Origin of the sequence: Vibrio sp. 2-2(8), assembly GCF_963888495.1 — a bacterium.
Lineage (GTDB): Bacteria > Pseudomonadota > Gammaproteobacteria > Enterobacterales > Vibrionaceae > Vibrio > Vibrio anguillarum.
Genome location: NZ_CAWPJM010000011.1, coordinates 455,721 through 477,086 on the forward strand (window position 1 = coordinate 455,721; position 21,366 = coordinate 477,086).

Genomic DNA, 21,366 nt, shown 5'->3' on the forward strand with positions numbered 1-21,366 from the left:
CTTTGGCAGCGGAATTCGGCATCAATCCTTACCTCTTTTTCTATCAATTAATTTTATCGATAAGGCAAATTAATTTCATTAGCGCACATTTTTTGTGACTGCTAGAGTTCGCCCCCTTGAAGTTCCTAGAGTTATTCACCACACTCTCTTCAAGCGATAACACCATTTAAAAGTTGTATCGGGGATGCGGCTACTCCTTAGCGGCGTCTTACATTCTCCAAAAATATTGAAACTGCGATGAAAGAAAAAATGATTGTCGGATGGCGAGAAACTCTCAGCCTTCCAGGGTTAGGTATTGAGCAAATTAATGCCAAAGTCGATACCGGAGCCCGCACGTCGTGCTTACACGCATTTAAGGTAGAGAGCTTCATCAAGGAAGAGACTCTTTGGGTTCGCTTTTGGATCCACCCTGTGCAGCGCAATAATGACAAGGTCACAGTGTGCGAAGCTAAAGTCATTGATGAACGAATCGTCCGTGATTCCGGTGGCCATGAAGAGTCACGTTACGTTATTCAATCAGACGTCTGTTTGGGCGGCCAAACTTGGCCCATTGAAATAACGTTAACCAATCGCGAAAATATGGGTTTTCGTATGCTATTAGGTCGCACCGCAATGCACCGTCGAATTTTAGTTAATCCAACTAAATCGTTTTTAATCGCTTTCGAGGAGAGCAAATAATGAAAATTGGTATTCTGTCACGTAATGCTTCGTTGTATTCAACCAAGCGTCTGATTGAAGCGTGTAAAAGCCGTGGCCACCAAGTCAAAGTGATTGATGGGCTGCGTTGCTATATGAATATCAATTCTGAAAAACCCGAAATTCACTTTAAAGGTGAAGAGTTAGCGGGTTTTGATGCAGTCATTCCTCGTATTGGTGCATCCGTTACGTTTTACGGTACTGCGGTATTACGCCAATTTGAAATGATGGGGGTTTATCCTGTCAATGAATCTGTGGCTATTAGCCGTTCCAGAGATAAACTTCGCTCAATGCAGCTATTGTCTCGTCGCGGCATTGGTATGCCAATTACTGGTTTCGCCAGCAAACCTGATGATGTCAAAGACTTACTCGACATGGTCGGAGGAGCACCGGTAGTAATTAAATTACTTGAAGGAACTCAAGGCATCGGTGTAGTGTTAGCGGAAACACGCAAAGCAGCAGAAAGTGTGATCGAAGCGTTCATGGGCCTGAAAGCCAATATCATGGTGCAAGAGTACATCAAAGAGGCCGGTGGCGCCGATATTCGCTGTTTCGTTATTGGCGACAAAGTTATCGCAGCCATGAAACGGCAAGGTGCCGATGGTGAGTTTCGCTCTAACCTACACCGCGGCGGAACGGCCTCTTTGGTAAAAATCACCCCTCTAGAACGTAAGACGGCTATCGATGCGGCGAAGATTATGGGTCTCAATGTTGCGGGTGTGGATCTTTTGCGATCGGAACGTGGCCCATTAGTGATGGAAGTCAATTCATCGCCAGGTCTTGAAGGTATTGAAGCCGCTACTGGTAAAGATATCGCCGGGTTGATTGTCGAATTTATTGAAAAAAATGCGGCAACGAAAGGGACAAAAACACGTGGCAAAGGTTAGGAAAAACACAGCATTTCATTTCCTGGGGGATTCAGTTCCCCCAGGAACGCGCAAGGCAATGGAGCTAGAAGCGGCTAAGCTTTATACACACTCGCCACTCTCTATCCCTATCGAAATCATTAATGGAATATCCACTGGCCCAACCTTAATGGTTAATGCCGCCATCCATGGTGATGAACTGAACGGCGTTGAAATAGTCCGTCAACTGATCAACTCCATCGACCCGCAAAAACTAAAAGGGACACTGATTGTTGTCCCCATCGTCAATGCCTTTGGCTTTATTCATAAATCTCGCTACCTTCCTGATCGACGCGATCTCAATCGCTGCTTCCCTGGAAGTGAAACTGGCTCCCTCGCCTCTCGCATTGCACATACTTTCTTTTCCCAAGTCGCTTTACGTTGTGATTACATCATTGACCTGCATACTGGTGCTATTCATCGCACGAATTTGCCACAAATCCGCGCCGATCTCACTAATCCTGAAACCTTGCGTATTGCCCAAGCATTTGCAACCCCAGTGATCATCGACTCTCCACTGCGTAATGGCTCGCTCAGAAGTGAAGCAGAGAAATCAGGCATCACAGTATTAACTTATGAAGCAGGTGAAGCGCTAAAATTTGAACCTATTGCCATCAATGCGGGTATTGTCGGTGTGAAACGCACCATGCAAGCCATTGGTATGATGCGCAAAAGTCGCAAGGCCGTACCGACATCGATCATCGCAAAATCAACCAGTTGGCTCAGAGCCGAAAGCGATGGCATCTTGCGCACCGTGGTGACGCTTGGTGACAAGGTCGAAAAAGGACAAGTGCTTGCCTATATCAACTCACCGCTTGGTCATGTCGAAGTCGAATTAAGAGCCAATAAGGGGGGTATTGTGATTGGCCAACAAACTCTGCCTCTTGTTAATGAAGGAGATGCCGTATTCCATCTCGCCTACTTCTCGCAAAGCGATGAGATGGTTGAGCAAGTCGTGGGCGATTTTATTGAAGAGGTCGCAGACAGCGATTTAGAACCTCTGACCACAGGACACTTGATGCCACCGTCGATGGTCTAAATTGTCGATAAGTCTAAACAATAGAGACACATAAGTTCAATAATAAAGCCCTTATTCAAAGGGCTTTATGCTGTTTAAGCGTGAGTGGGATGAAGAAAGTAACTCATTAACCGAACGAAGCCCAAATCACCGTAGCCACTAATACAGGGCAGACAAATTTCACATACCAAGGCCAGATTTTACCAAACCAACCCAATTGGAACTCAGGGAAACCTTGTTCTAACTCTTTGACTTTCGCGTGACGACGCCATACCCAACCGCCAAATAGGCAGAACATCAGCGCTGCTGTCGGCTGCAAATATTGCGTCGCAACCGTTGCCACTAAGCCAAATAGCGCACCAAAATTATAAACAATAACGACACTGACTAGCGCAATTAACGCGCCTAATACCCAGCTTGTTGGTGCGCGTTTCGTATTAAAACGCTCGCTGACTAAGGCTACAGGGCATTCCAGCATAGAGATAGAAGAGGTTAACGCGGCGATCGTCAGTAAAGTGAAAAATACGATAGCAAACACCTGCCCCATCCAACCAAGGCTATCAAACATCAATGGCAACACGGTAAAAACGAGCGTATCTGAATTTAGTAAAGAACCGTCAGCGGCATAGATTTCCACCCCTTTATGCATCGCAACAAACATCGCAGGCAACACAACAAGGCCAGCAATGAAAGCCACGGCGGTATCAACTAAAGTCACATTTAGTGCCATCTTCGGCAGGTTTTCTTGCTTACTCAGATAAGATCCGTAAATCAACATCGAGCAGCCACCAATGGTTAATGAGAAGAAACCTTGCCCCATTGCCGCCAGTAAGAGATGTCTGTCAAACACCTTTGAAAAATCAGGGACTAAATAGTGTTGTAAACCTTCCATCGCTCCAGTTTGCATCATGATGTAAACAAACAGCACACCAAACAGTACAAACAATGCAGGCATTAAACGCGTTGACCATTTTTCAATCCCGTCTTTAACACCACCTTGCACGATTAGAATCGTCAAAATATAAAACACTAAGGTTCCGAATAAGTTACGCTCAACACTAAACCCTTTCAACCAAGCTGTGATTTCCACAAAACCCAATAACTCTGTCATCGCACCGAGTAAAAAGCAGATTAGCCAGCCACCGACGATGCTGTAAAACGCCAGTACCGCACTCGGAACACTCAAACCAATCCAACCGACAAAGCCACCGACCATTTTACCTAGTGGATGAGGCGTTAATGAGCGCATGCTATCAACAGGGTTTGCTTGCCCAAAACGGCCTATCGCCATTTCAACCACTAACATAGGGAAGGCAACGACCATGATCATCACCAAATAAACCAATAAGAATGCGCCGCCGCCGTTGCTTGCCGCTTGGGTTGGAAAGCCCCAGATATTACCTAGGCCAACTGCCGCACCCGCCGCCGCAAGAATAAAACCAAGACGTGAACCAAAATGTTCACGAGAATCAGACTGTGTCATACCACTCACACAAATATCAATAGACTAGTTAGCTAGTACAGTAATGCAGGCAATCAAATAGAGCAATTACACTGCTTATTAATTAAACAAACATTGCGAAAATAAACAGAATTTACTGCGTAAAGATTATTGAACAGGCAATATTAACGGGAGATTAGAGGTGAATTTTTGCACGAGATAACGACCTCTTCCTTGTGCTTTGACTGCATAAAGTGCTCTATCAGCCACATGAAAGAAATCTAGATAGTGATTCAACTGTGGGGTATCAATTTCAACCCCTCCAACACTAATTGAAAGCGTCTTCTTAGCCGGGGAAAATTGGTGGGTAATGCGCAGCGATTCAACCGATTCGATCAGTCGTTTAGCATAAGCTTGACCATCAATTTCGATGTCGCTCGCCAAAACTACACAAAACTCTTCTCCACCAAAGCGAGTAACCAGTTTTTCACCGCCAAAATCCAATTTTTTTAAGCTGGTCGCAACAGATTTCAATGCTTCATCACCCTCTAAGTGGCCGTAGTGATCATTGAACAATTTAAAATAGTCAATATCGATCAAAAACAATACGATATATCTAAATTGATAATCAACGATATAGCTTTTAAAGACCTTTTCTAAACGACGGCGGTTCGCAATACGTGTGAGTGGATCGTGCTCTGATTGCCATTTTAGTTCACGCCGACTGGTTTCCAGCTCCCATACTATTTGGTTCATCGTACGAGAAAACTCTTTCATTTCCTTCGATATGAAGGATCGCTCACTAGGCATCTTTCCACCCGATGCTTTAAATTGATCCAGTACTTGATTGGCATCATTGATTGGCTTGACTACTTTATTCGCTACAACTAAGTTCAAGAAAAACATTAGGATAGAGAATGAAGCAAGCCCAGACAGCTCCTGCCATTGAATAAACGGTGGGACTTTAACGGTATGACTTACTTTAATCAACACAGTAAGACGATTGCGATAATCAAGCATTTCAAGGTAAGAGATATTATCTTCATGTGGCGCGGCAACGGTTTGATCATTAAGACTTTTGATCAGCATCACTTCCACATTCACCCCAGTTGCAATCACAAGCTCATTGATAAACTGTCCACTGATCCTTTTTAAAAAAAGTAAATAACCTTTGTCGCATTCTTTTGCGTCACTATTACAAACCCGAGAGGTTGCAACGATAAAAGGTTTGTCGTCTATCACGATAAAACTGAGATTCGGTTTGATGAAATCTTTTGGTGCTTTCATCGCGTCCGCTAAAATATCACCAAAATTATATCGAATCGCATCATAACTGGCTTCATGGCCAGTCTCATAGTCGTAGCGCTGGCCCCAAACTAATTGCACATCTGGATTAAAAATAAAAATACCGTCTAATGACTTGGATTCAAAGGTGTGAGTACCAATACTGTCGCGAATAAAATCATCATTAGGCTTAGCAATAAAATCGGCCATTTCATTCCATGCGGCATAATCAGCCAATGATGCCCCCATGTCCGTTTTTTGCATATTAAGAACAGTTCGAACTCGGTTAACCTCACCTCGTTGCAAGGAAAGAGCATCTTCAACGGCGCGATCATAAGACCACATAAACTTAAATAGCAGATAACACAAAATAAACAGCACAACGAAGGCTATTGAAACTAATGCTGTTAACCGTCTCAAACTAAAATTATTAAACAACATCCATACCAGTAAATTAACCTAACATCATAGAGACAAATAAAGAGCACCGAATGTGCTCTTTAAGTTTAGATGGTAAAGACTTGATAATCTTTTAATACTGGTATTTTTTGGTGCAGTTGTTGCTCCTGCTCAACCATATCATCAAGAGACTCACAAAAATCACGACTCTCTTTTTGAATTGTGGCGGCGTTTTCTTGAATTCGCTCGGCTAACTTAACTTTTAAGTCCGCCATTGTATCGGTCAATTTTGTGATGTTTAAGCCACCCTCTTCTCTCATTTTCAGTGAAAGGGCATCGAAGGCACCGGATATAAACTCTTTGTTAAATAAAGCTTTCGCTTTTTCAAAATCATCGGCCCAAGTTTGCGTCATTGATTCAAAAGTCTGCGCAGGGAGAACCAGCTCACCATCTTTGTAATAACGAGATTCAATATTGGCAAAAAAAGCGGCTATGGATTGCTTGGCGCTATCGAAGGCGTTGGGAGATTCAATACTTTTCGCAACATCATCCAAAATATCATTCGCCAACGCTAAGCCATCACTCGCCATCTGTTTTACTTTAGGCAATGAAGCATTCATGCTTTCTCTATACTGCTCAAGGGCCGTTTTCTGCTCACTGTCGAGTTCCATCTTTTCACCACGGATATAGAGATTATTCTGTTTATCTATCAAAACAGTGTCGGTGCTCGTTTTAAGAATTTCAACCTTATCACCATCAAGGTGAACTTCATGGTTCACATCAACTCGGCACTGCGCTGCCCACAAAGGGGAGCTCAACAACATTAAAGTGACTAACACTACTTTTTTCATTGTTTTCTCTCATCGATCGTTTTATGACTAACCATATCAGGTGTGGATATTTGATGAGTTAGTATTTCTCGCTAGCAATATAAATGATTTCAACCTAAAAACCGTCAATTTAATGACATAAATATTAGTTTGTTCCACTAAATTTAAAAAAAACTGAGCTGCTTATTGAGCATTTCTGGCTTTAACATCACCTGTAAACCAAGTAAGCGAATTTCTCGCCCATTTTGCCGCAACAAAATATTCTCCAAAAGGGTTCGAAAATCATTGAGCTCTAACTGTGGATGAAGATGCTCAATCGTCGTAAGTTGAAAATCGGCAAACTTGACTTTGATCCCTTGTTTGACAATCGAACCATCAACACTCGCTCTGTCTAACCTCGCTTTTATCTCTGGATAGAGATGATGTTCAATCACCTGCCAGCACTCTTCATAACTTGAGATATTTTGACTAAATGTTCTTTCGACACCTAATGATTTACGCTCCCTCTCTGTCACGACTTCGCGATTATCAATTCCATGACTTTTCTTCCATAGTGAAGCGCCTAATCTGCCAAAGTTACGAAGTAGCTCTCGATAGTCCGTTAGCTTGATATCTTCACACTTATAAAAACCCGCTTGGTGCAACTTTTCCAGACTAACCTTACCGACACCGGGTATTTTCTCTAGCGGCAATGAATCGACCACCTGCTGTACTTTATCGGGTGGTATTACAAATTGGCCGTTAGGCTTATTCATATCAGAGGCCACTTTAGCCAAAAATTTTACAGGTGCTACACCTGCAGAGGCGGTCAGTTGAAGTTCGTTGTGAATATCATGGCGAATGGCTTGAGCTATCAATGTTGCGCTTCCTTGACATAGCGGTGAATCACTCACATCAAGAAATGCTTCATCTAATGATAACGGCTCAATAATGGAAGTATAACGTTCGAATATCTGTCGGATTTGAATGGAGATAGCTTTGTATACCGACATTCGCCCCGGAACGACCAGCAGATTGGGGCATAATTTTAAAGCTTGAGCGGTCGGCATTGCGGAACGAACGCCAAATTTCCTCGCTTCATAATTGCAAGTACTTAACACACCACGCTGCTTTTCATGACCACCAACGGCTAGAGGGCGATGCCTATATTCGGGGTTATCACGCATTTCTACCGCAGCGTAGAAACAATCCATATCAATATGGATAATTTTTTTGATTTTATTTTCCAATTCAAAACCATCAAAGAACTGTATACATGAACAGTATATTCTTGGTTTCTATGGATTGAAATGAATTGCTTTTAAAAATTAAAGAGCCTGCACAAAACAGGCTCTTTAATCGTAGCTCAGGCGATACGATCTTTTTCCCAATGCGCTAACTTTTCAGCTCTTGCTGCGGCCTTAGCTTCGCGTTTTTTACGTGCATCACAAGGCTCTGGGCAATTGCACACTTTTTCAATGCCAACAGCACCTAATCCACCACAGCTGCCTTTGACTACTTTCTTTTGAAAGACATAGCCAACCGCCATCGCGGCAATGACACACAGAAATACACTGAATGTAATGAAAAAAGTATTCATAACTTAACTCACTTTTTATTTAGAAATGGCTTAAATGCGCTGGAGGCAATCTCTTCAAAACCTTGTTCTGTTTTCACAATCATGAACACAGGAATATTGTATTGCTCTGCAACCTCAATACCTTTCGTCTCTCCTAGTACCATTAATCCAGTCGCTAGGCCATCTGCCGTCATTGAAGATGCATCCAAAACGGTAACTGATACCACTTTATTATGGATGGGTTTTCCAGTGATTGGATTGATAATGTGAGAATAACGCACACCATCTTGCTCAAAATAATTGCGGTAATCACCTGAAGTGGCAATTGCCAGATCTCCAGGTTCAATGATCTCTTGAGCGGTACGTTCATCAACTGTCGGTTTTTCTATGGCGATTCGCCAAGCTACGTCTTCTCGATTTACGCCTTTTAAGCGCATCTCACCACCGACTTCAACCATGTAATTGGCAATGCCTTGTGATTGAATGTAGTCAGCGACCACGTCGACTCCCCATCCTTTCGCAATAGTTGAAAGGTCCACATAGAGATTAGGAAGATCTTTACTTAACGTAGTGTCGGTTGCGCTAAGATGCTCAATGCCTATGTTGGTTTTACGCTCAGCCAATTCTGCATCGCTTGGCACCACATCAGGACGAGCTTCAGGGCCAAAACCCCATAGGTTAACCAAAGGACCAACAGTGACATCCAATGCACCTAAAGTAAGACCGTTAAGACGCAGCGCTTCTTTCACCACGGTTGCGGTTTGAGAAGAAACCGTAAAAGGTTCCGTTCCTTGATATTGATTAAAACGGCTGAGCTCAGAATCTTTACGATAGGTCGACATTTGATCGTTCACTTCTTCCAATAACCGATCAACTTCCTTTTGGAGAGCCTCCGAGCTAGGGATACCTTCAGCTTTCAGGTACTTAATATTGTAAGTCGTGCCCATAGTAGGGCCACTGAGATGAACTTGCTCAACCGATTTTTCACAACCCGCTAAGATGAATAGAGAAGCTAACGCAACAAGCCATTTTTTCACTTGTTTACTCCTAAAAATGAAAGTGAATATAGAAAAGAAGTGGTTATAGAAAAGAAATTCCTACACCTATTTTCTATGTTAACTGAGTTGGAATTCAAAGCCACAAGGCAAAACTAAAACTAAAACTAAAACTAAAAAAACAATGGCTGACTCATCAGAGCCAGCCATAGGTTTTACTTACTTCAGTGAATTAACCACCGAAGTCATCAAGAAGGATGTTCTCATCTTCTACACCAAGGTTCTTCAGCATGCCAATCACAGCCGCATTCATCATCGGTGGACCACACATGTAGTATTCACAATCTTCAGGCGCTTCATGGTCTTTCAGATAGTTTTCATACAATACATTGTGGATGAAACCTGTGTATCCATCCCAGTTATCTTCAGGCATTGGATCAGAAAGCGCACAGTGCCATACGAAATTCGAGTTTTCAGCTGCAAGGCCGTCAAAATCTTCAACGTAGAACATCTCACGCTTAGAGCGCGCACCATACCAGTAAGACATTTTACGGGTAGATTTTAAACGCTTAAGCTGATCGAAGATGTGTGAGCGCATTGGAGCCATGCCCGCACCACCACCGATAAAGACCATTTCTGCATCCGTATCTTTGGCAAAGAACTCACCAAATGGACCAGAAATAGTACATTTATCACCTTCTTTCAGTGACCAAATGTAAGAAGACATCTGACCCGGTGGCACATTGGGATTATTAGGCGGCGGCGTAGCAATACGCACGTTTAGCATAATAATACCGAACTCTTCAGGGTAATTCGCCATTGAGTAAGCACGAATAATGTCTTCATCAACTTTTGACTCGTAGCGGAACAGGTTAAATTTGTCCCAATCGCCACGATACTCTTCTGGCACGTCAAAATCTGAATATTTGATGTGGTGTGCTGGCGCTTCGATCTGAATGTAACCACCAGCACGGAAAGGCACTGACTCGCCATCAGGGATCTGAAGTTTAAGCTCTTTAATGAAGGTGGCTTTGTTGTCGTTAGAGATAACGGTACATTCCCACTTTTTAACACCAAAAATTTCTTCAGGAAGTTCAATATCCATGTCTGTTTTCACAGCCACTTGACACGCTAAACGTTCACCCTCACGAGCTTCACCTTTAGTAATGTGATCAAGTTCAGTAGGAAGAATATCACCACCGCCAGATTTCACTTTTACACGGCATTGACCACAAGAGCCACCACCACCACACGCCGATGATACAAAGACACCAGAACCTGCAAGTACGCTCAGTAGCTTGCCACCTGGATTAGTCACAATAGACTTATCTGCATCACCGTTAATTGAAATTGTAATGTCGCCTGTTGGAACTAGCTTAGATTTAGCAAATAGAATTACCAAAACGAGTGCTAGAACAATCAGGGTAAACATCACTACACCAAGAATAATGTCCATTGACTATTCCTTAATTGTTGCGGTTTACCCGACTTACAGTTGAACACCAGAGAAAGACATAAAGCCTAACGCCATTAGACCCGCCGTGATGAAGGTAATCCCTAAACCACGTAAACCCGGAGGTACATCTGAATATTTCATTTTCTCACGGATACCGGCAAGAGCGACAATCGCTAACATCCAACCCACACCCGAACCGAAACCGTAAACGACGGATTCAGCAAAGTTATAATCACGCTGAACCATAAAAGATACACCACCAAAAATGGCGCAGTTCACTGTGATTAAAGGTAAGAAAATGCCCAGCGCGTTATACAAAGGTGGGAAAAAACGATCCAATATCATCTCTAAGATCTGTACCAATGCGGCAATAACACCGATAAAGGTAATGAAATTTAGAAATGTAAGATCAATATTTTCACCCAATGCACCTGGTTTAAGTAACAAGTTATAAACCAAGTTATTCACTGGTACTGAAATGGTCAGAACAACAGTAACCGCAATCCCTAAACCAAACGATGTCTTTACTTTCTTAGATACAGCAAGAAATGTACACATACCCAAGAAGAAAGAGAGTGCCATGTTTTCGATAAAAATCGATCGAACAAGCAAACTGATATAATGTTCCATAACGCCCTTACTCCTTCGCTTCTAGTTGTTCAGGTTTGAACGTGCGAATCGCCCAAATCATGAAGCCAATTAGGAAGAATGCCGAAGGTGCTAGCAGCATCAAACCGTTAGGTTGATACCAGCCACCATCTTTCACAAGAGGTAGAACTTCCATTCCAAATAGCTTGCCTGAACCAAGAAGTTCGCGGAAGAAACCAACAGTAATCAATACAAAACCATAACCCAGACCATTACCGATACCATCGATAAAGGAAGGAATCGGTGCCGACTTCATTGCAAATGCTTCAGCACGGCCCATTACGATACAGTTAGTAATGATCAACCCTACGAACACCGATAGCTGTTTCGAGATATCGTATAAGTAAGCACGTAGGATCTGGTCAACAACAATAACCAATGAAGCAATGATCGCCATCTGAACGATGATACGCACACTGTTAGGTATGTGGTGACGAATTAACGAAACGAATAAGTTAGAGAAAGCCGTTACAAACATAACGGCTAGCGTCATAACAAACGCCGTTTCCAACTTAGTGGTTACCGCAAGGGCAGAACAGACACCAAGCACTTGAAGTGCGATTGGGTTGTTATCCAACACTGGCGCTAGAATGCTCTTTTTAATCTCTTTTGCGCTAGACATTAGTTCAAACCTCCGTCACGAACTTTTGCTAGGAATGGACCAAAGCCCATATCACCTAACCAGAAGTCGAAAGTGTGTTGAACACCGTTACTGGTTAGTGTTGCGCCAGAAAGTCCATCAACGCCATGCTCAGATCCGGCAGGAGCGCCACCTTTCACAACTTTAATTGCAGGTTGGTGGTTGTCATCAAACAATTTCTTGCCAACAAATTGAGCTCGCCATGATGGGTTTTCAACTTCACCACCCAATCCCGGAGTTTCACCTTGTTCGTAGTAAGTAATGCCGGAAACGGTATTACCATCGGTTTCTACAGCCACAAATGCGTACATCATTGACCACAAACCATTACCGTGAACGGGAACAATCACTTTAGAAATCTCGTCGCCACTTTTCACTAGGTAAACAACCCCAGTATTGGCACGACGAATAATCTTCGCTTTATCTTGTTCCGCTGTTAGCTTGATAGATTGAGCTGGGTCTTTAGAAGCTTTGCGTTGATCATAGGCCGTTGCATCGCCATCAACAAAGTTCCCGGTTTTAAAATCAATCAAACGAGGTTCAATGTATTTAGCAAAAAGCTCTGGCACGCTACCAGACTCGTTAATGCCTGCAACTTCAACAATCTTGCTTTGCTTATCAAGTACTGCGTTAACTTTTTGCTTGTCACGCAGGCCAACCGCTGCTGTCGATACGATGATTGAGCACACTAAGCTCAATGCGATAACAACAAACAGCGTTTTTTTAATGCTATCGTTATTACTTGCCATAGCGTGCTAGTCTCCGCTTGATGTTCTTCTCAATCACAATATGGTCAAACAAAGGTGCAAATAGGTTCGCAAATAAGATCGCCAGCATCATACCTTCTGGGTAAGCTGGGTTAACCACACGAATCATCACACACATTGCACCAATCAAAATACCGTATGCCCATTTACCTTTGTTAGTAAATGAAGCCGATACTGGGTCGGTTGCCATGAAGAACATACCAAACGCAAAGCCACCAAGTACTAGGTGCCAATGCCAAGGCATATTAAACATTGCATTTGTGTCTGAACCAATAACATTGAACAGCGTTGATATGGCAATCATACCTACCATAACACCCGCAATAATGCGCCATGAAGCAATGCCCATGTAGACAATAAATGCCGCGCCAATCGCCAGTGCTAACGTCGACACTTCACCGATAGAGCCAGGAATGTTACCAACAAACGCATCCATCCAAGTAATGGCTTCGCCAGTGACCTTATTGATCAGAGCACCGTTACCACCTTGAGCCCATTGGCTTAGCGCCGTTGCACCAGAAAAACCATCTGCAGCTGTCCAAACAACGTCACCAGAGATCTGTGCTGGGTAGGCGAAGAATAGAAAAGCACGACCGGCTAATGCTGGGTTTAGGAAGTTACGCCCGGTACCACCAAAGATTTCTTTGGCAACAACCACGCCAAAGGTAATCCCTAAAGCGGCTTGCCATAAAGGCAGTGTGGGTGGAACAATCAGAGCAAACAAAATTGAAGTTACAAAGAAACCTTCGTTAACTTCATGCTTACGCACCATACAAAACAGCACTTCCCAAAAACCACCGACCAAGAACACCGTGGCGTAGATAGGTAGGAAGTAAGTCGCACCGAGCAGCATCATACTTGCCCAACCGGCTTGCGTACTTAATGTACCGCCAAGCATTTCAGTTAGCCAATAGTGCCAGTTACCACTGATGACTGTCGCCAATTCAGCGCCAGAATACAGATGGTTAAGTGCAGTAATCGATTGGTGACCAACGTTATACATACCCCAGAACATCGCTGGGAATACCGCTAGCCAAACCATGATCATGATGCGTTTGAGGTCAACGCTATCACGAACGTGTGAGCTTCGTTTTGTAACTAAACCAGGCGTATAAAAAAGCGTTGCTGCTGCTTCATACAAGGCAAACCATTTTTCATGTTTGCCGCCAGGTTCAAAATGATGCTCGATGTCTTCAAGAAACTTTTTAAGGCCCATGAAAATTACCCTTCCTTCTCAATCTTGTCTAGGCACTCACGAAGTAGCTGACCATATTCGTATTTACCAGGACATACAAAGGTACACAATGCGAGATCTTCTTCGTCCAGTTCAAGGGCACCGAGACGTTGAGCGCTATCGATGTCACCTGCACATAGGTCACGAAGTAGGAGCGTTGGTTCCATATCTAGTGGCAACACTTTTTCATAGTTACCAATAGGTACCATCGCACGATCACTACCATTGGTTGTGGTTGTCATGTTGAACAACTGACCTGTGAATAGATGACCAAGGAAAGAGCGAGTGACTGAGAATTTGTTCTTGCCAGGCATTGCCCAACCAAGAAAATCTTTGTCACGACCTTCACGCAGAACCGATACTTGGAGGTGGTAACGACCAAGATAAGCTACAGGCCCCGCCGCTTTCACACCAGAAAGTACAGAACCAGAGATGACACGAACTTCGCCCGGCATCAATTCGTTATCCGTTAACTCTTCGAGGCTAGCACCAATCTGAGTACGGACAAGACGAGGTTTGTTGACTACGGGTCCTGCAAGCGACACCACTCGTTGTGTGTATAGCTCACCGGTTAAGAACAATTGACCAAACGCAATCACGTCTTGGTAATTGATGCTCCACGCCACATTGACTGCATTTACTGGATAGAGGAAATGCATGTGAGTCCCTACAAGACCTGCAGGGTGTGGGCCATCAAACACATGTTCTTCAACGTTTGGCTGTGAAGAGCGTGGTAAGCTAGTACCAGATTTACAGACGTAAACCTTGCCCTCAGTCAGAGTTGAAAGGATATCGAGACCAGCGACGAATGCTTCAGATTGCTCATTAATGATCGTCTCAGGTTTTGCCGCTAATGGATTGGTATCCATTGCTGTCACAAAAATAGCCTGAGTTGAAGACTCAATTGCTGGAACCTTGCTAAACGGACGAGTACGCAACGCAGTCCAAAGACCAGACTCAACTAACTGAGTTTTAACCGTTTGACGGTCAATACTTGCTAGTTGGCTAGCTTCAAAGCTATCGAACGTGATTTGCTCATCACCTGCCACTTCAATCACAACGGATTGTAGGACACGTTTGGCGCCACGATTGACTTCGATAACCTTACCGCTTGCTGGTGAAGTAAATTTAACACCCGGATTCTTTTTATCTTCAAAAAGAATTTGAGCTTTCTTTACTTCATCGCCTACGCGAACATGCATGGTAGGACGCATGCCAACGTACTCTTCGCCAAGCAAGGCGACTTTAGTGATGGTCTTACCATCATTAATCACCTGGGAAGGAGTTCCTGCAATAGGAAGGTCCAAACCCCTTTTTATTGTAATCATACGCACTTGCACTATTTTATCGGGAAAAAGATTCTTTTAATTGCGTAAGTTCAAGGCTTGTTTATCTTTCATGGTCGTTCTTGATAAGAGGCCAAATGAAAGTTAAACCAGCCTTAGACACGACATTTCTGTGTCCGATTTTGGCTTGTTTTAAACGCCAGAACCGCAACATCCTTTTAATAACCTCATCACAAGTATGGTATGAGATCCATTAGGTGCAATAGTCTAGCATTTTTTCGGAACCTGATGCCATGACCAATCCTCTGATAAGTCGTTTTATTTGGAAGGATTTGAATCATAAAGGCTAGCGAATAGTCATAACTTTGAAGCATCGCACAAATAACCTATTCCTTACCCCTTATGAGTATTTATTTTTATTCACTACCTAAAACAATTTCTCTCAACTTGTTCATCTCGTCAATTTGTTTAAATACTGTTAACATTCCGCTCAAAAACAGAACAAGAGAACAGCATATTCAGACGGCTCTGAACGAGTTATTTTCCACCGCCCATACACATAGGACTATCAGGTACGCCACTAATTTTAATTTGCGCCTGCCACTCTTGTGGTGTGTAGGTATGAATCGAGAGTGCATGAATGTAGTTCGCTAACTCTTCTGCCAACACTTGGTTAACCTGTCGGTGACGGCCAATCAAACGCATTCCTTCAAAACTGTCACTCACCACAATGACTTTAAAATGGCTTTCCGATCCTGAAGGCACATTGTGCATGTAGCTTTCATTTTCGACTTTCAAATAATCAGGATGAAATGCTTGATGCAATTTTTGTTCGATTATGGGTTGGATCATACCGTTGCCTTTCTTCCTCAAATGAGAGCATGAGAACATATACGAGTGTAAAGAGATTTAAGTTTAACTAGCCTTATAGAATAGCGAAAGGTTTTGGTTCCTTGTTTCTACGCCATTTGAGACAATGCATCCGTAATTCTCACTACGACCTATAAAAAATTATGAAAACAGAGTTGGCACTGCATGATCGAACGTTGAGCTTGCACCGTTTCCCACATCGTTCAAACGAAACATTACAAGCTTGGGATGCGGGCGATGAATATGTGATTAATCATATTGAAGCGTTGAATTTAGCAATAGGCAAACGCATCCTTATTTTAAACGATCACTTTGGCGCTCTATCGTGTTGGTTTGCAGATAAGCACCACGTCACCATGATGAGCGACTCTTTTATTTCGCAACAAGGTACGTTAAACAATCTTCAGCGCAATCAGTGCCGCAACGTGCAATTGCTCTCAACAATGGATGCCATCCCTGAATCGGTCGATCTGGTGCTTTTTCAATTGCCCAAGAGCAATCGCCACTTGGTTTGGCAATTAAGCCAACTCCGTCAATCCCTTGCCCAAGATTGCCCTGTGATAGCGGTCAACAAAGCGAAAGAGATCCACACATCAACCTTAAACTTATTTGAAAAGTATTTAGGTTCAACAAGCACTTCTCTTGCATGGAAAAAACACCGCCTCGTTTTTTCAGCACCGAACGTATCACCGATTGAAACGGTGGAACCCATAACTGAATGGGCCGTAGAAAGCGAATCCATCCGTCTAAAAAACCTGCCGAATGTCTACTCAAGTGAGGGATTGGATCTCGGCGCACGCTTTTTTCTACAGCATCTTCCACAAGATCCTAAGTTACAGCACATCATCGACCTTGGATGCGGCAACGGGGTGTTATCAATCAAGATGGGCCAACTCAATCCTCAAGTACGAATGACCTGCGTTGATGAAAGCTTGATGGCCGTCGAGTCTGCAAAGCTAAATTTGCTGGAGAATTTAGGAGAAGATCGCAATATTCAATGCATTGCGAATAACTGCTTAGATGGTTTTCAACAAGAAAGTAGCTGTTTAGTATTGTGCAACCCACCATTCCATCAACAACAAGCTATCACGGATCACATTGCTTGGCAGATGTTCTGTGATGCAAAGCATGTTCTTAAAAAAGGGGGACGATTATTAGTGATCGGCAATCGCCACCTCGGCTACGATGTAAAACTAGCAAGATTATTTGGCCAAGGGCAGGTAAAAACTGTCGCGACCAACCATAAATTTGTTATCTTACAAGCAACTAAATAGGCAAGGATAAGAAAGGAAATGACCATGAAAAAACTGGTTCTCGCAGCCTCAATCGCATTACTCACCGCTTGTGCCGCACCTCAGCAACAGCAAATCAACTTTATGCCTACTGCAACGACCAGCAAAAATACGGTCGTCAATAATAAAGCCTTTACTCTGGTTAGCAAAGATGTTCGATCGGCGCAATATGTGGCTTTAGTGGATAGTGGCCGCTCTAATATTGAGCCAATTCATGCCAAACAAAATGTTCGCATTGCGGTTGAGAATGCGTTGGCAGAACAATTTAGCTCTCAAGGCTATCGCTTAACAGTGAACAGCGAAAACAATGTCACCGTTGAAATTGCAGAAGCACTAGTGACGGTAAAACACAGCGTCATGTCGAATGAAATGGATGGCAGTGTCACGCTTGAAATCACCGCGGAAACACCAAAAGGCAAATTGGTGAAAACGTTCAACGGAACGGCAAAACGTTCAGGTACACTCAGCGCTTCAAATGATGAGATTGAAATGGTACTCAACGATGTCATGAACTTGGTACTTAAAGAAATTGCCAATGACAGCGAACTTAATGGTTATTTACAGGAGCGCTTTTAATGTTACGTTCTCTCGTTACGACATTAGCGCTCGTCAGTTGCACTGCGTTTTCGGCGCCCAACGTCCTAATTGAGACGAACTTAGGGTCATTTACTGTTGAACTTAATACAGAGAAAGCGCCAACGACTGTCGCAAACTTCGTAAAATATGTTGAAGATGGCAGTTATGTTGGCAGCCAGTTCCACCGCGTTATCCCAGGGTTTATGGCACAAGGCGGCGGATTTGATGCGGATTTAAAACAACTCACCACTTACGCTCCCATCAAAAATGAAGCGAGCAATGGGTTGACCAATGACACCGCGACGATCGCAATGGCCCGTACCAATGATCCTAACTCGGCTACTCGCCAATTCTTTATTAACTTGGTCGATAATGATTTTCTCAACTACAACGCTCGCCCACCGGGTTATGCAGTCTTTGGTAAAGTCACGCAAGGGTTTGATGTTGTGCAAAAAATGGCTCAACAGCCGACCAGCACGAAAGGGCGAATGCAAGACGTCCCCATCGAACCAATCGTTATTACGAATGTCACACTAGAACAATAACCATACCAACGCCGATTTATCGGCGTTTGATTTTATTGGGTCGCCTTTCGACCTCAGCTGCTTTACTGACAAGGATTCGCTGTATGCCATCAACCTCCTCCTCTCTCACTTGGATGGAAACTATCCGTAGCTATCTTGATAAACGCCTATTGTGGGTATTTATGATGGGGTGTTCGAGCGGTTTTCCGTGGGTTTTGATTGGTTCAAATATGTCAGGATGGCTAAAAGATGCAGGCTTAACCACCGCTGCAATTGGTTATTTTGGCAGTGTCTTCGCAGTTTACGCGATTAATTTTCTATGGGCCCCATTGGTGGATCGCGTCAAATTACCCATTCTGACGCCATTATTAGGTCAACGCCGCAGTTGGGTATTTTTGTGCCAATCGATCATTTTGATCTGTACGTTGCTGATTGCGGGTGTCAATCCAGCCCAAAATTTGATGTTTACCTCAATGCTTGCCTTGGGCATTGCGATCGCTTCTGCCACTCAAGATATCGCGATTGATGCTTTTCGTATCGATACTTTCCCCAAATCACAAGCCAATAAGCTGCCACAAGCCTCCGCCATGGCCATCATGGGGTGGTGGACTGGATATTCTCTGCCGGGCTATCTCGCTTTTGTAAACGCCGATAGTATCGGTTGGAATGCCGTTTATTATGGCATGGCACTCTGTGTCGGGCTGTTAATGCTTTTCACGCTCTTGGTGGGCGAACCAAAAACACATCGCGAAGCGCTACAGCATCAAGCGGAGCTGCGACACAATCAGGTAGTTGGTTCGAAAGTCGTCGCGTGGTTCACCGTTACCGTAATCGAACCATTTCTCGATTTCTTCAAACGCAATGGCGCGCAAGTAGCACTAACCCTGCTGTTGTTTGTCTTTTTATTCAAGATTGGCGAAGCTTTTCTTGGCCGAATGTCGATTCCATTTTACAAAGAAATTGGCTTTAGCAACGAACAAATTGGTCATTACTCGAAGTTAATTGGTTGGGGAGCAACCCTGTTCTTCACTTTGATTGGTAGTATGTTTAACGTGCGATTTGGTATTGTTCGTGGCTTGATGATTGGTGGCATCGCGATGTCTGCCAGTAATTTGATGTTTTCGTGGATCGCTCAAGTTGGCCCTAATGAGCATCTGTTCTTGGCGACCATTATTGTCGATAACTTTACCACTGCGTTTTCCACCGTGGCCTTTGTTTCGTTTCTTACTGTGTTAACAGGGCAGGCATTTTCAGCAACGCAATATGCGCTATTGGCCTCTCTAGGAAACTTTGGCCGCACCACGTTGGCCTCTTTTAGCGGAGAGCTGGTCGACTATCTCAATAATTGGTCACTGTTCTTTATTATTACTGCACTGATGGTAGTACCAAGCCTTATCATGCTCTACTCACTGCGCCATTATTTTGCTGATTTACTGCAAAAAGCTCGGCAGAGAGACATCGATGATATTGCCAAGCAAGGCATTGATAAGCGTTAGATGAAAAAAAGGTCGTACAATACGACCTTTTTTAATTTGATGTGCCCGCTATAGACTACGGATAGAGACCTTTACCAAATAAGTTAAACACTCTCGCAACACCTTGCGTAAACAGCATCGGCTCAGTTAGCACCGTTAAGCATAAACAATCTTCATCCACTTTGGTAAAAGGGCTGTGTTTAATACTCGCATCTCTTTGAATGAAATCACCCACTTTATAATGCCCATCTTCATCACTGAAGCCACCATGGAGCACCAAGGTCGACTCAACCCCTTTGTGTGTATGCTGAGGGATCTGCACGTTGTGATTGATGTACATCAGGTTCATGCGAGAGTCTTCAGCAATATCTAGATGGGCACTAAAAACTTTACCACCATAGCTGCGCCACTCGCCTTTAAAACGAATCAGTTGGCTCAGTGTACTAGGCAGCATCACAACGCGATCATTGACTTTAATTTCTATCGGCTCAGGCTTACGCAAGGTCGATGGGTGTAGAGTATCCAGCGCCGTGATCGTTTCAAACATCTGGTTTAAATGATCATCATTAGAAACGGCCATTCTTTGTTGCGGCAACGATTGGCTCAGCAATGCTTCGGCGGCCCGAGTTTCTAAGTATTGAACCTGTTGACGACACTGAGTACAGAGTTCAAGGTGAGTGGCAATCATAATGCCATGCGCCGCATCAATTGAACCATTGGCATACTGCTGCAGTACTTCGTTGCTTGGATGGTGGCTCATAATTGCTCCGCTTGAATAGAATGTCTAAGTTTTTCAACGGCTAGTCGTAAACGCGATTTGACAGTACCGAGAGGAATATTGAACATCTCCGCAACCTGCTGCTGGGGCAGTTCTTCAAGATACACCGCCTTCACGATGGCTTGCTGAGCTTCAGGCAACAACGCCACAAACTTTAATATTTGCTCTTTTAACATGTCATGTTCAGGACAATAATGTTCAACCAAATCAGGTGGGCAGTAGTCAGTTGGCCAAATATCATCGGCATAAACATGTAACTCTCGTCCGCGCTGCTTACGCAGGAGATCAAAACACAAATTGCGTGCAATCGTGTAAACCCACGTCGAAAGCGAACTTTTTCGGTTATCGAATAGGTGAGATTTCTGCCACACCGTGGTCATGGTTTCTTGCACCATTTCTAACGCCACTTGCTCACTGCCTACATGCTTAAACGCAAACTGTTGTAAGCGAGGAGAGAAATAACGAAACACTAAGGCAAACGCCTGCTTATCACGTTGCTTGACACGTTCCATGCATTCAGCCCAGTCTTGCTTGGTGTAGCTTGGGCTTAGCGACACACTATGCTGAGAATCACTGCTCATGCTGCGCTCTTCCTTTAGGAGTAACCGTTGTTATTGGCATACAGTAGCCATAAACCTTTATACGTGAGTAATGCATACATCGATCACTCGTCGTATTCTTTTTTATACAAAGC

At 43.6% G+C, this 21,366-nt stretch carries 22 protein-coding genes; 7 read left to right on the plus strand and 15 right to left on the minus strand.

All coding sequences use genetic code 11. The features are described from left to right. The first annotated feature begins 237 nt into the window (after positions 1-237). Genes AACV12_RS04970 through AACV12_RS04980 form a run of 3 tightly spaced genes read left to right on the plus strand, consistent with a single transcriptional unit; the run spans position 238 to position 2,640 of the window. Positions 238-678 carry an ATP-dependent zinc protease family protein gene (locus tag AACV12_RS04970; protein ID WP_094164620.1) on the plus strand — a complete coding sequence of 147 codons (441 nt, stop codon included), beginning with the start codon at positions 238-240 and terminating at the stop codon, positions 676-678. Beyond that, positions 678-1,583, plus strand: a complete 906-nt coding sequence (rimK, locus tag AACV12_RS04975; protein WP_010320145.1) for a 30S ribosomal protein S6--L-glutamate ligase — start codon at positions 678-680, stop codon at positions 1,581-1,583. Before AACV12_RS04970 ends, rimK begins: the two co-directional genes overlap by 1 nt. After that, positions 1,543-2,640: a succinylglutamate desuccinylase/aspartoacylase family protein gene (locus tag AACV12_RS04980; protein ID WP_088718002.1), complete on the plus strand. Its 1,098-nt coding sequence runs from the start codon at positions 1,543-1,545 to the stop codon at positions 2,638-2,640. The genes rimK and AACV12_RS04980 overlap by 41 nt, the downstream gene beginning before the upstream one ends. Before the next feature lie 106 nt (positions 2,641-2,746). Here the strand turns inward: AACV12_RS04980 and AACV12_RS04985 are convergent, their stop codons facing one another. From AACV12_RS04985 to AACV12_RS05045, 13 genes are all read right to left on the minus strand, one after another. After that, on the minus strand, positions 2,747-4,102 hold the full coding sequence (locus tag AACV12_RS04985; protein ID WP_026027641.1) for a sodium-dependent transporter: 1,356 nt from the start codon (positions 4,100-4,102) through the stop codon (positions 2,747-2,749). Positions 4,103-4,228: 126 nt separating this feature from the next. Further along, on the minus strand, positions 4,229-5,785 hold the full coding sequence (locus AACV12_RS04990) for a diguanylate cyclase (protein WP_170899991.1): 1,557 nt from the start codon (positions 5,783-5,785) through the stop codon (positions 4,229-4,231). Between the two features lie 65 nt (positions 5,786-5,850). Next, entirely contained in the window at positions 5,851-6,594 is a 744-nt protein-coding gene (locus AACV12_RS04995) for a YggN family protein (RefSeq protein ID WP_094132485.1), read from the minus strand. A gap of 143 nt (positions 6,595-6,737) precedes the next feature. Further along, on the minus strand, positions 6,738-7,802 hold the full coding sequence (gene dinB / locus AACV12_RS05000) for a DNA polymerase IV (protein WP_017046582.1): 1,065 nt from the start codon (positions 7,800-7,802) through the stop codon (positions 6,738-6,740). A 116-nt stretch (positions 7,803-7,918) separates the two neighbouring features. Continuing rightward, entirely contained in the window at positions 7,919-8,152 is a 234-nt protein-coding gene (gene nqrM / locus AACV12_RS05005; protein WP_013856179.1) for a (Na+)-NQR maturation NqrM, read from the minus strand. 8 nt (positions 8,153-8,160) lie between these two features. Further along, positions 8,161-9,168 carry an FAD:protein FMN transferase gene (locus AACV12_RS05010; protein WP_170899992.1) on the minus strand — a complete coding sequence of 336 codons (1,008 nt, stop codon included), beginning with the start codon at positions 9,166-9,168 and terminating at the stop codon, positions 8,161-8,163. A gap of 190 nt (positions 9,169-9,358) precedes the next feature. Then, positions 9,359-10,582, minus strand: a complete 1,224-nt coding sequence (gene nqrF / locus AACV12_RS05015; protein ID WP_013856176.1) for an NADH:ubiquinone reductase (Na(+)-transporting) subunit F — start codon at positions 10,580-10,582, stop codon at positions 9,359-9,361. Between the two features lie 33 nt (positions 10,583-10,615). Next, positions 10,616-11,212 carry an NADH:ubiquinone reductase (Na(+)-transporting) subunit E gene (gene nqrE / locus AACV12_RS05020; RefSeq protein WP_013856175.1) on the minus strand — a complete coding sequence of 199 codons (597 nt, stop codon included), beginning with the start codon at positions 11,210-11,212 and terminating at the stop codon, positions 10,616-10,618. A 7-nt stretch (positions 11,213-11,219) separates the two neighbouring features. Next, positions 11,220-11,852, minus strand: coding sequence for an NADH:ubiquinone reductase (Na(+)-transporting) subunit D (locus AACV12_RS05025; RefSeq protein WP_013856174.1), 633 nt, complete (start codon positions 11,850-11,852; stop codon positions 11,220-11,222). Beyond that, positions 11,852-12,619 carry a Na(+)-translocating NADH-quinone reductase subunit C gene (locus tag AACV12_RS05030; RefSeq protein WP_013856173.1) on the minus strand — a complete coding sequence of 256 codons (768 nt, stop codon included), beginning with the start codon at positions 12,617-12,619 and terminating at the stop codon, positions 11,852-11,854. Before AACV12_RS05030 ends, AACV12_RS05025 begins: the two co-directional genes overlap by 1 nt. Further along, the gene (locus AACV12_RS05035) at positions 12,609-13,853 is read right to left on the minus strand and encodes an NADH:ubiquinone reductase (Na(+)-transporting) subunit B (RefSeq protein WP_013856172.1); all 1,245 of its coding nucleotides are present in this window, start codon (positions 13,851-13,853) and stop codon (positions 12,609-12,611) included. Before AACV12_RS05035 ends, AACV12_RS05030 begins: the two co-directional genes overlap by 11 nt. A 5-nt stretch (positions 13,854-13,858) precedes the next feature. Further along, positions 13,859-15,199, minus strand: coding sequence for a Na(+)-translocating NADH-quinone reductase subunit A (locus tag AACV12_RS05040; RefSeq protein ID WP_026027642.1), 1,341 nt, complete (start codon positions 15,197-15,199; stop codon positions 13,859-13,861). Positions 15,200-15,694: 495 nt separating this feature from the next. Continuing rightward, positions 15,695-16,009 carry a BolA family protein gene (locus tag AACV12_RS05045; protein ID WP_170899993.1) on the minus strand — a complete coding sequence of 105 codons (315 nt, stop codon included), beginning with the start codon at positions 16,007-16,009 and terminating at the stop codon, positions 15,695-15,697. A 161-nt stretch (positions 16,010-16,170) separates the two neighbouring features. Between AACV12_RS05045 and AACV12_RS05050 the strand changes: the two genes are divergently transcribed. The 4 genes from AACV12_RS05050 (at position 16,171) to AACV12_RS05065 (ending at position 19,915) form a co-directional block, all read left to right on the plus strand. Further along, positions 16,171-17,301, plus strand: coding sequence for a methyltransferase (locus tag AACV12_RS05050; protein ID WP_170899994.1), 1,131 nt, complete (start codon positions 16,171-16,173; stop codon positions 17,299-17,301). Between the two features lie 24 nt (positions 17,302-17,325). After that, the gene (locus tag AACV12_RS05055; protein WP_026027920.1) at positions 17,326-17,895 is read left to right on the plus strand and encodes a YajG family lipoprotein; all 570 of its coding nucleotides are present in this window, start codon (positions 17,326-17,328) and stop codon (positions 17,893-17,895) included. Further along, complete coding sequence (locus AACV12_RS05060; RefSeq protein ID WP_013856167.1) at positions 17,895-18,440, plus strand: peptidylprolyl isomerase; 546 nt, start codon at positions 17,895-17,897, stop codon at positions 18,438-18,440. Before AACV12_RS05055 ends, AACV12_RS05060 begins: the two co-directional genes overlap by 1 nt. 83 nt (positions 18,441-18,523) lie before the next feature. Next, the gene (locus AACV12_RS05065) at positions 18,524-19,915 is read left to right on the plus strand and encodes an AmpG family muropeptide MFS transporter (protein WP_026029152.1); all 1,392 of its coding nucleotides are present in this window, start codon (positions 18,524-18,526) and stop codon (positions 19,913-19,915) included. Positions 19,916-19,970: 55 nt separating this feature from the next. Here AACV12_RS05065 and AACV12_RS05070 read toward each other — a convergent pair whose 3' ends face one another. Next, on the minus strand, positions 19,971-20,654 hold the full coding sequence (locus AACV12_RS05070; RefSeq protein ID WP_170899995.1) for a ChrR family anti-sigma-E factor: 684 nt from the start codon (positions 20,652-20,654) through the stop codon (positions 19,971-19,973). After that, positions 20,651-21,253: an RNA polymerase sigma factor gene (locus AACV12_RS05075; RefSeq protein ID WP_013856164.1), complete on the minus strand. Its 603-nt coding sequence runs from the start codon at positions 21,251-21,253 to the stop codon at positions 20,651-20,653. Before AACV12_RS05075 ends, AACV12_RS05070 begins: the two co-directional genes overlap by 4 nt. Between the last annotated feature and the right edge of the window lie 113 nt (positions 21,254-21,366).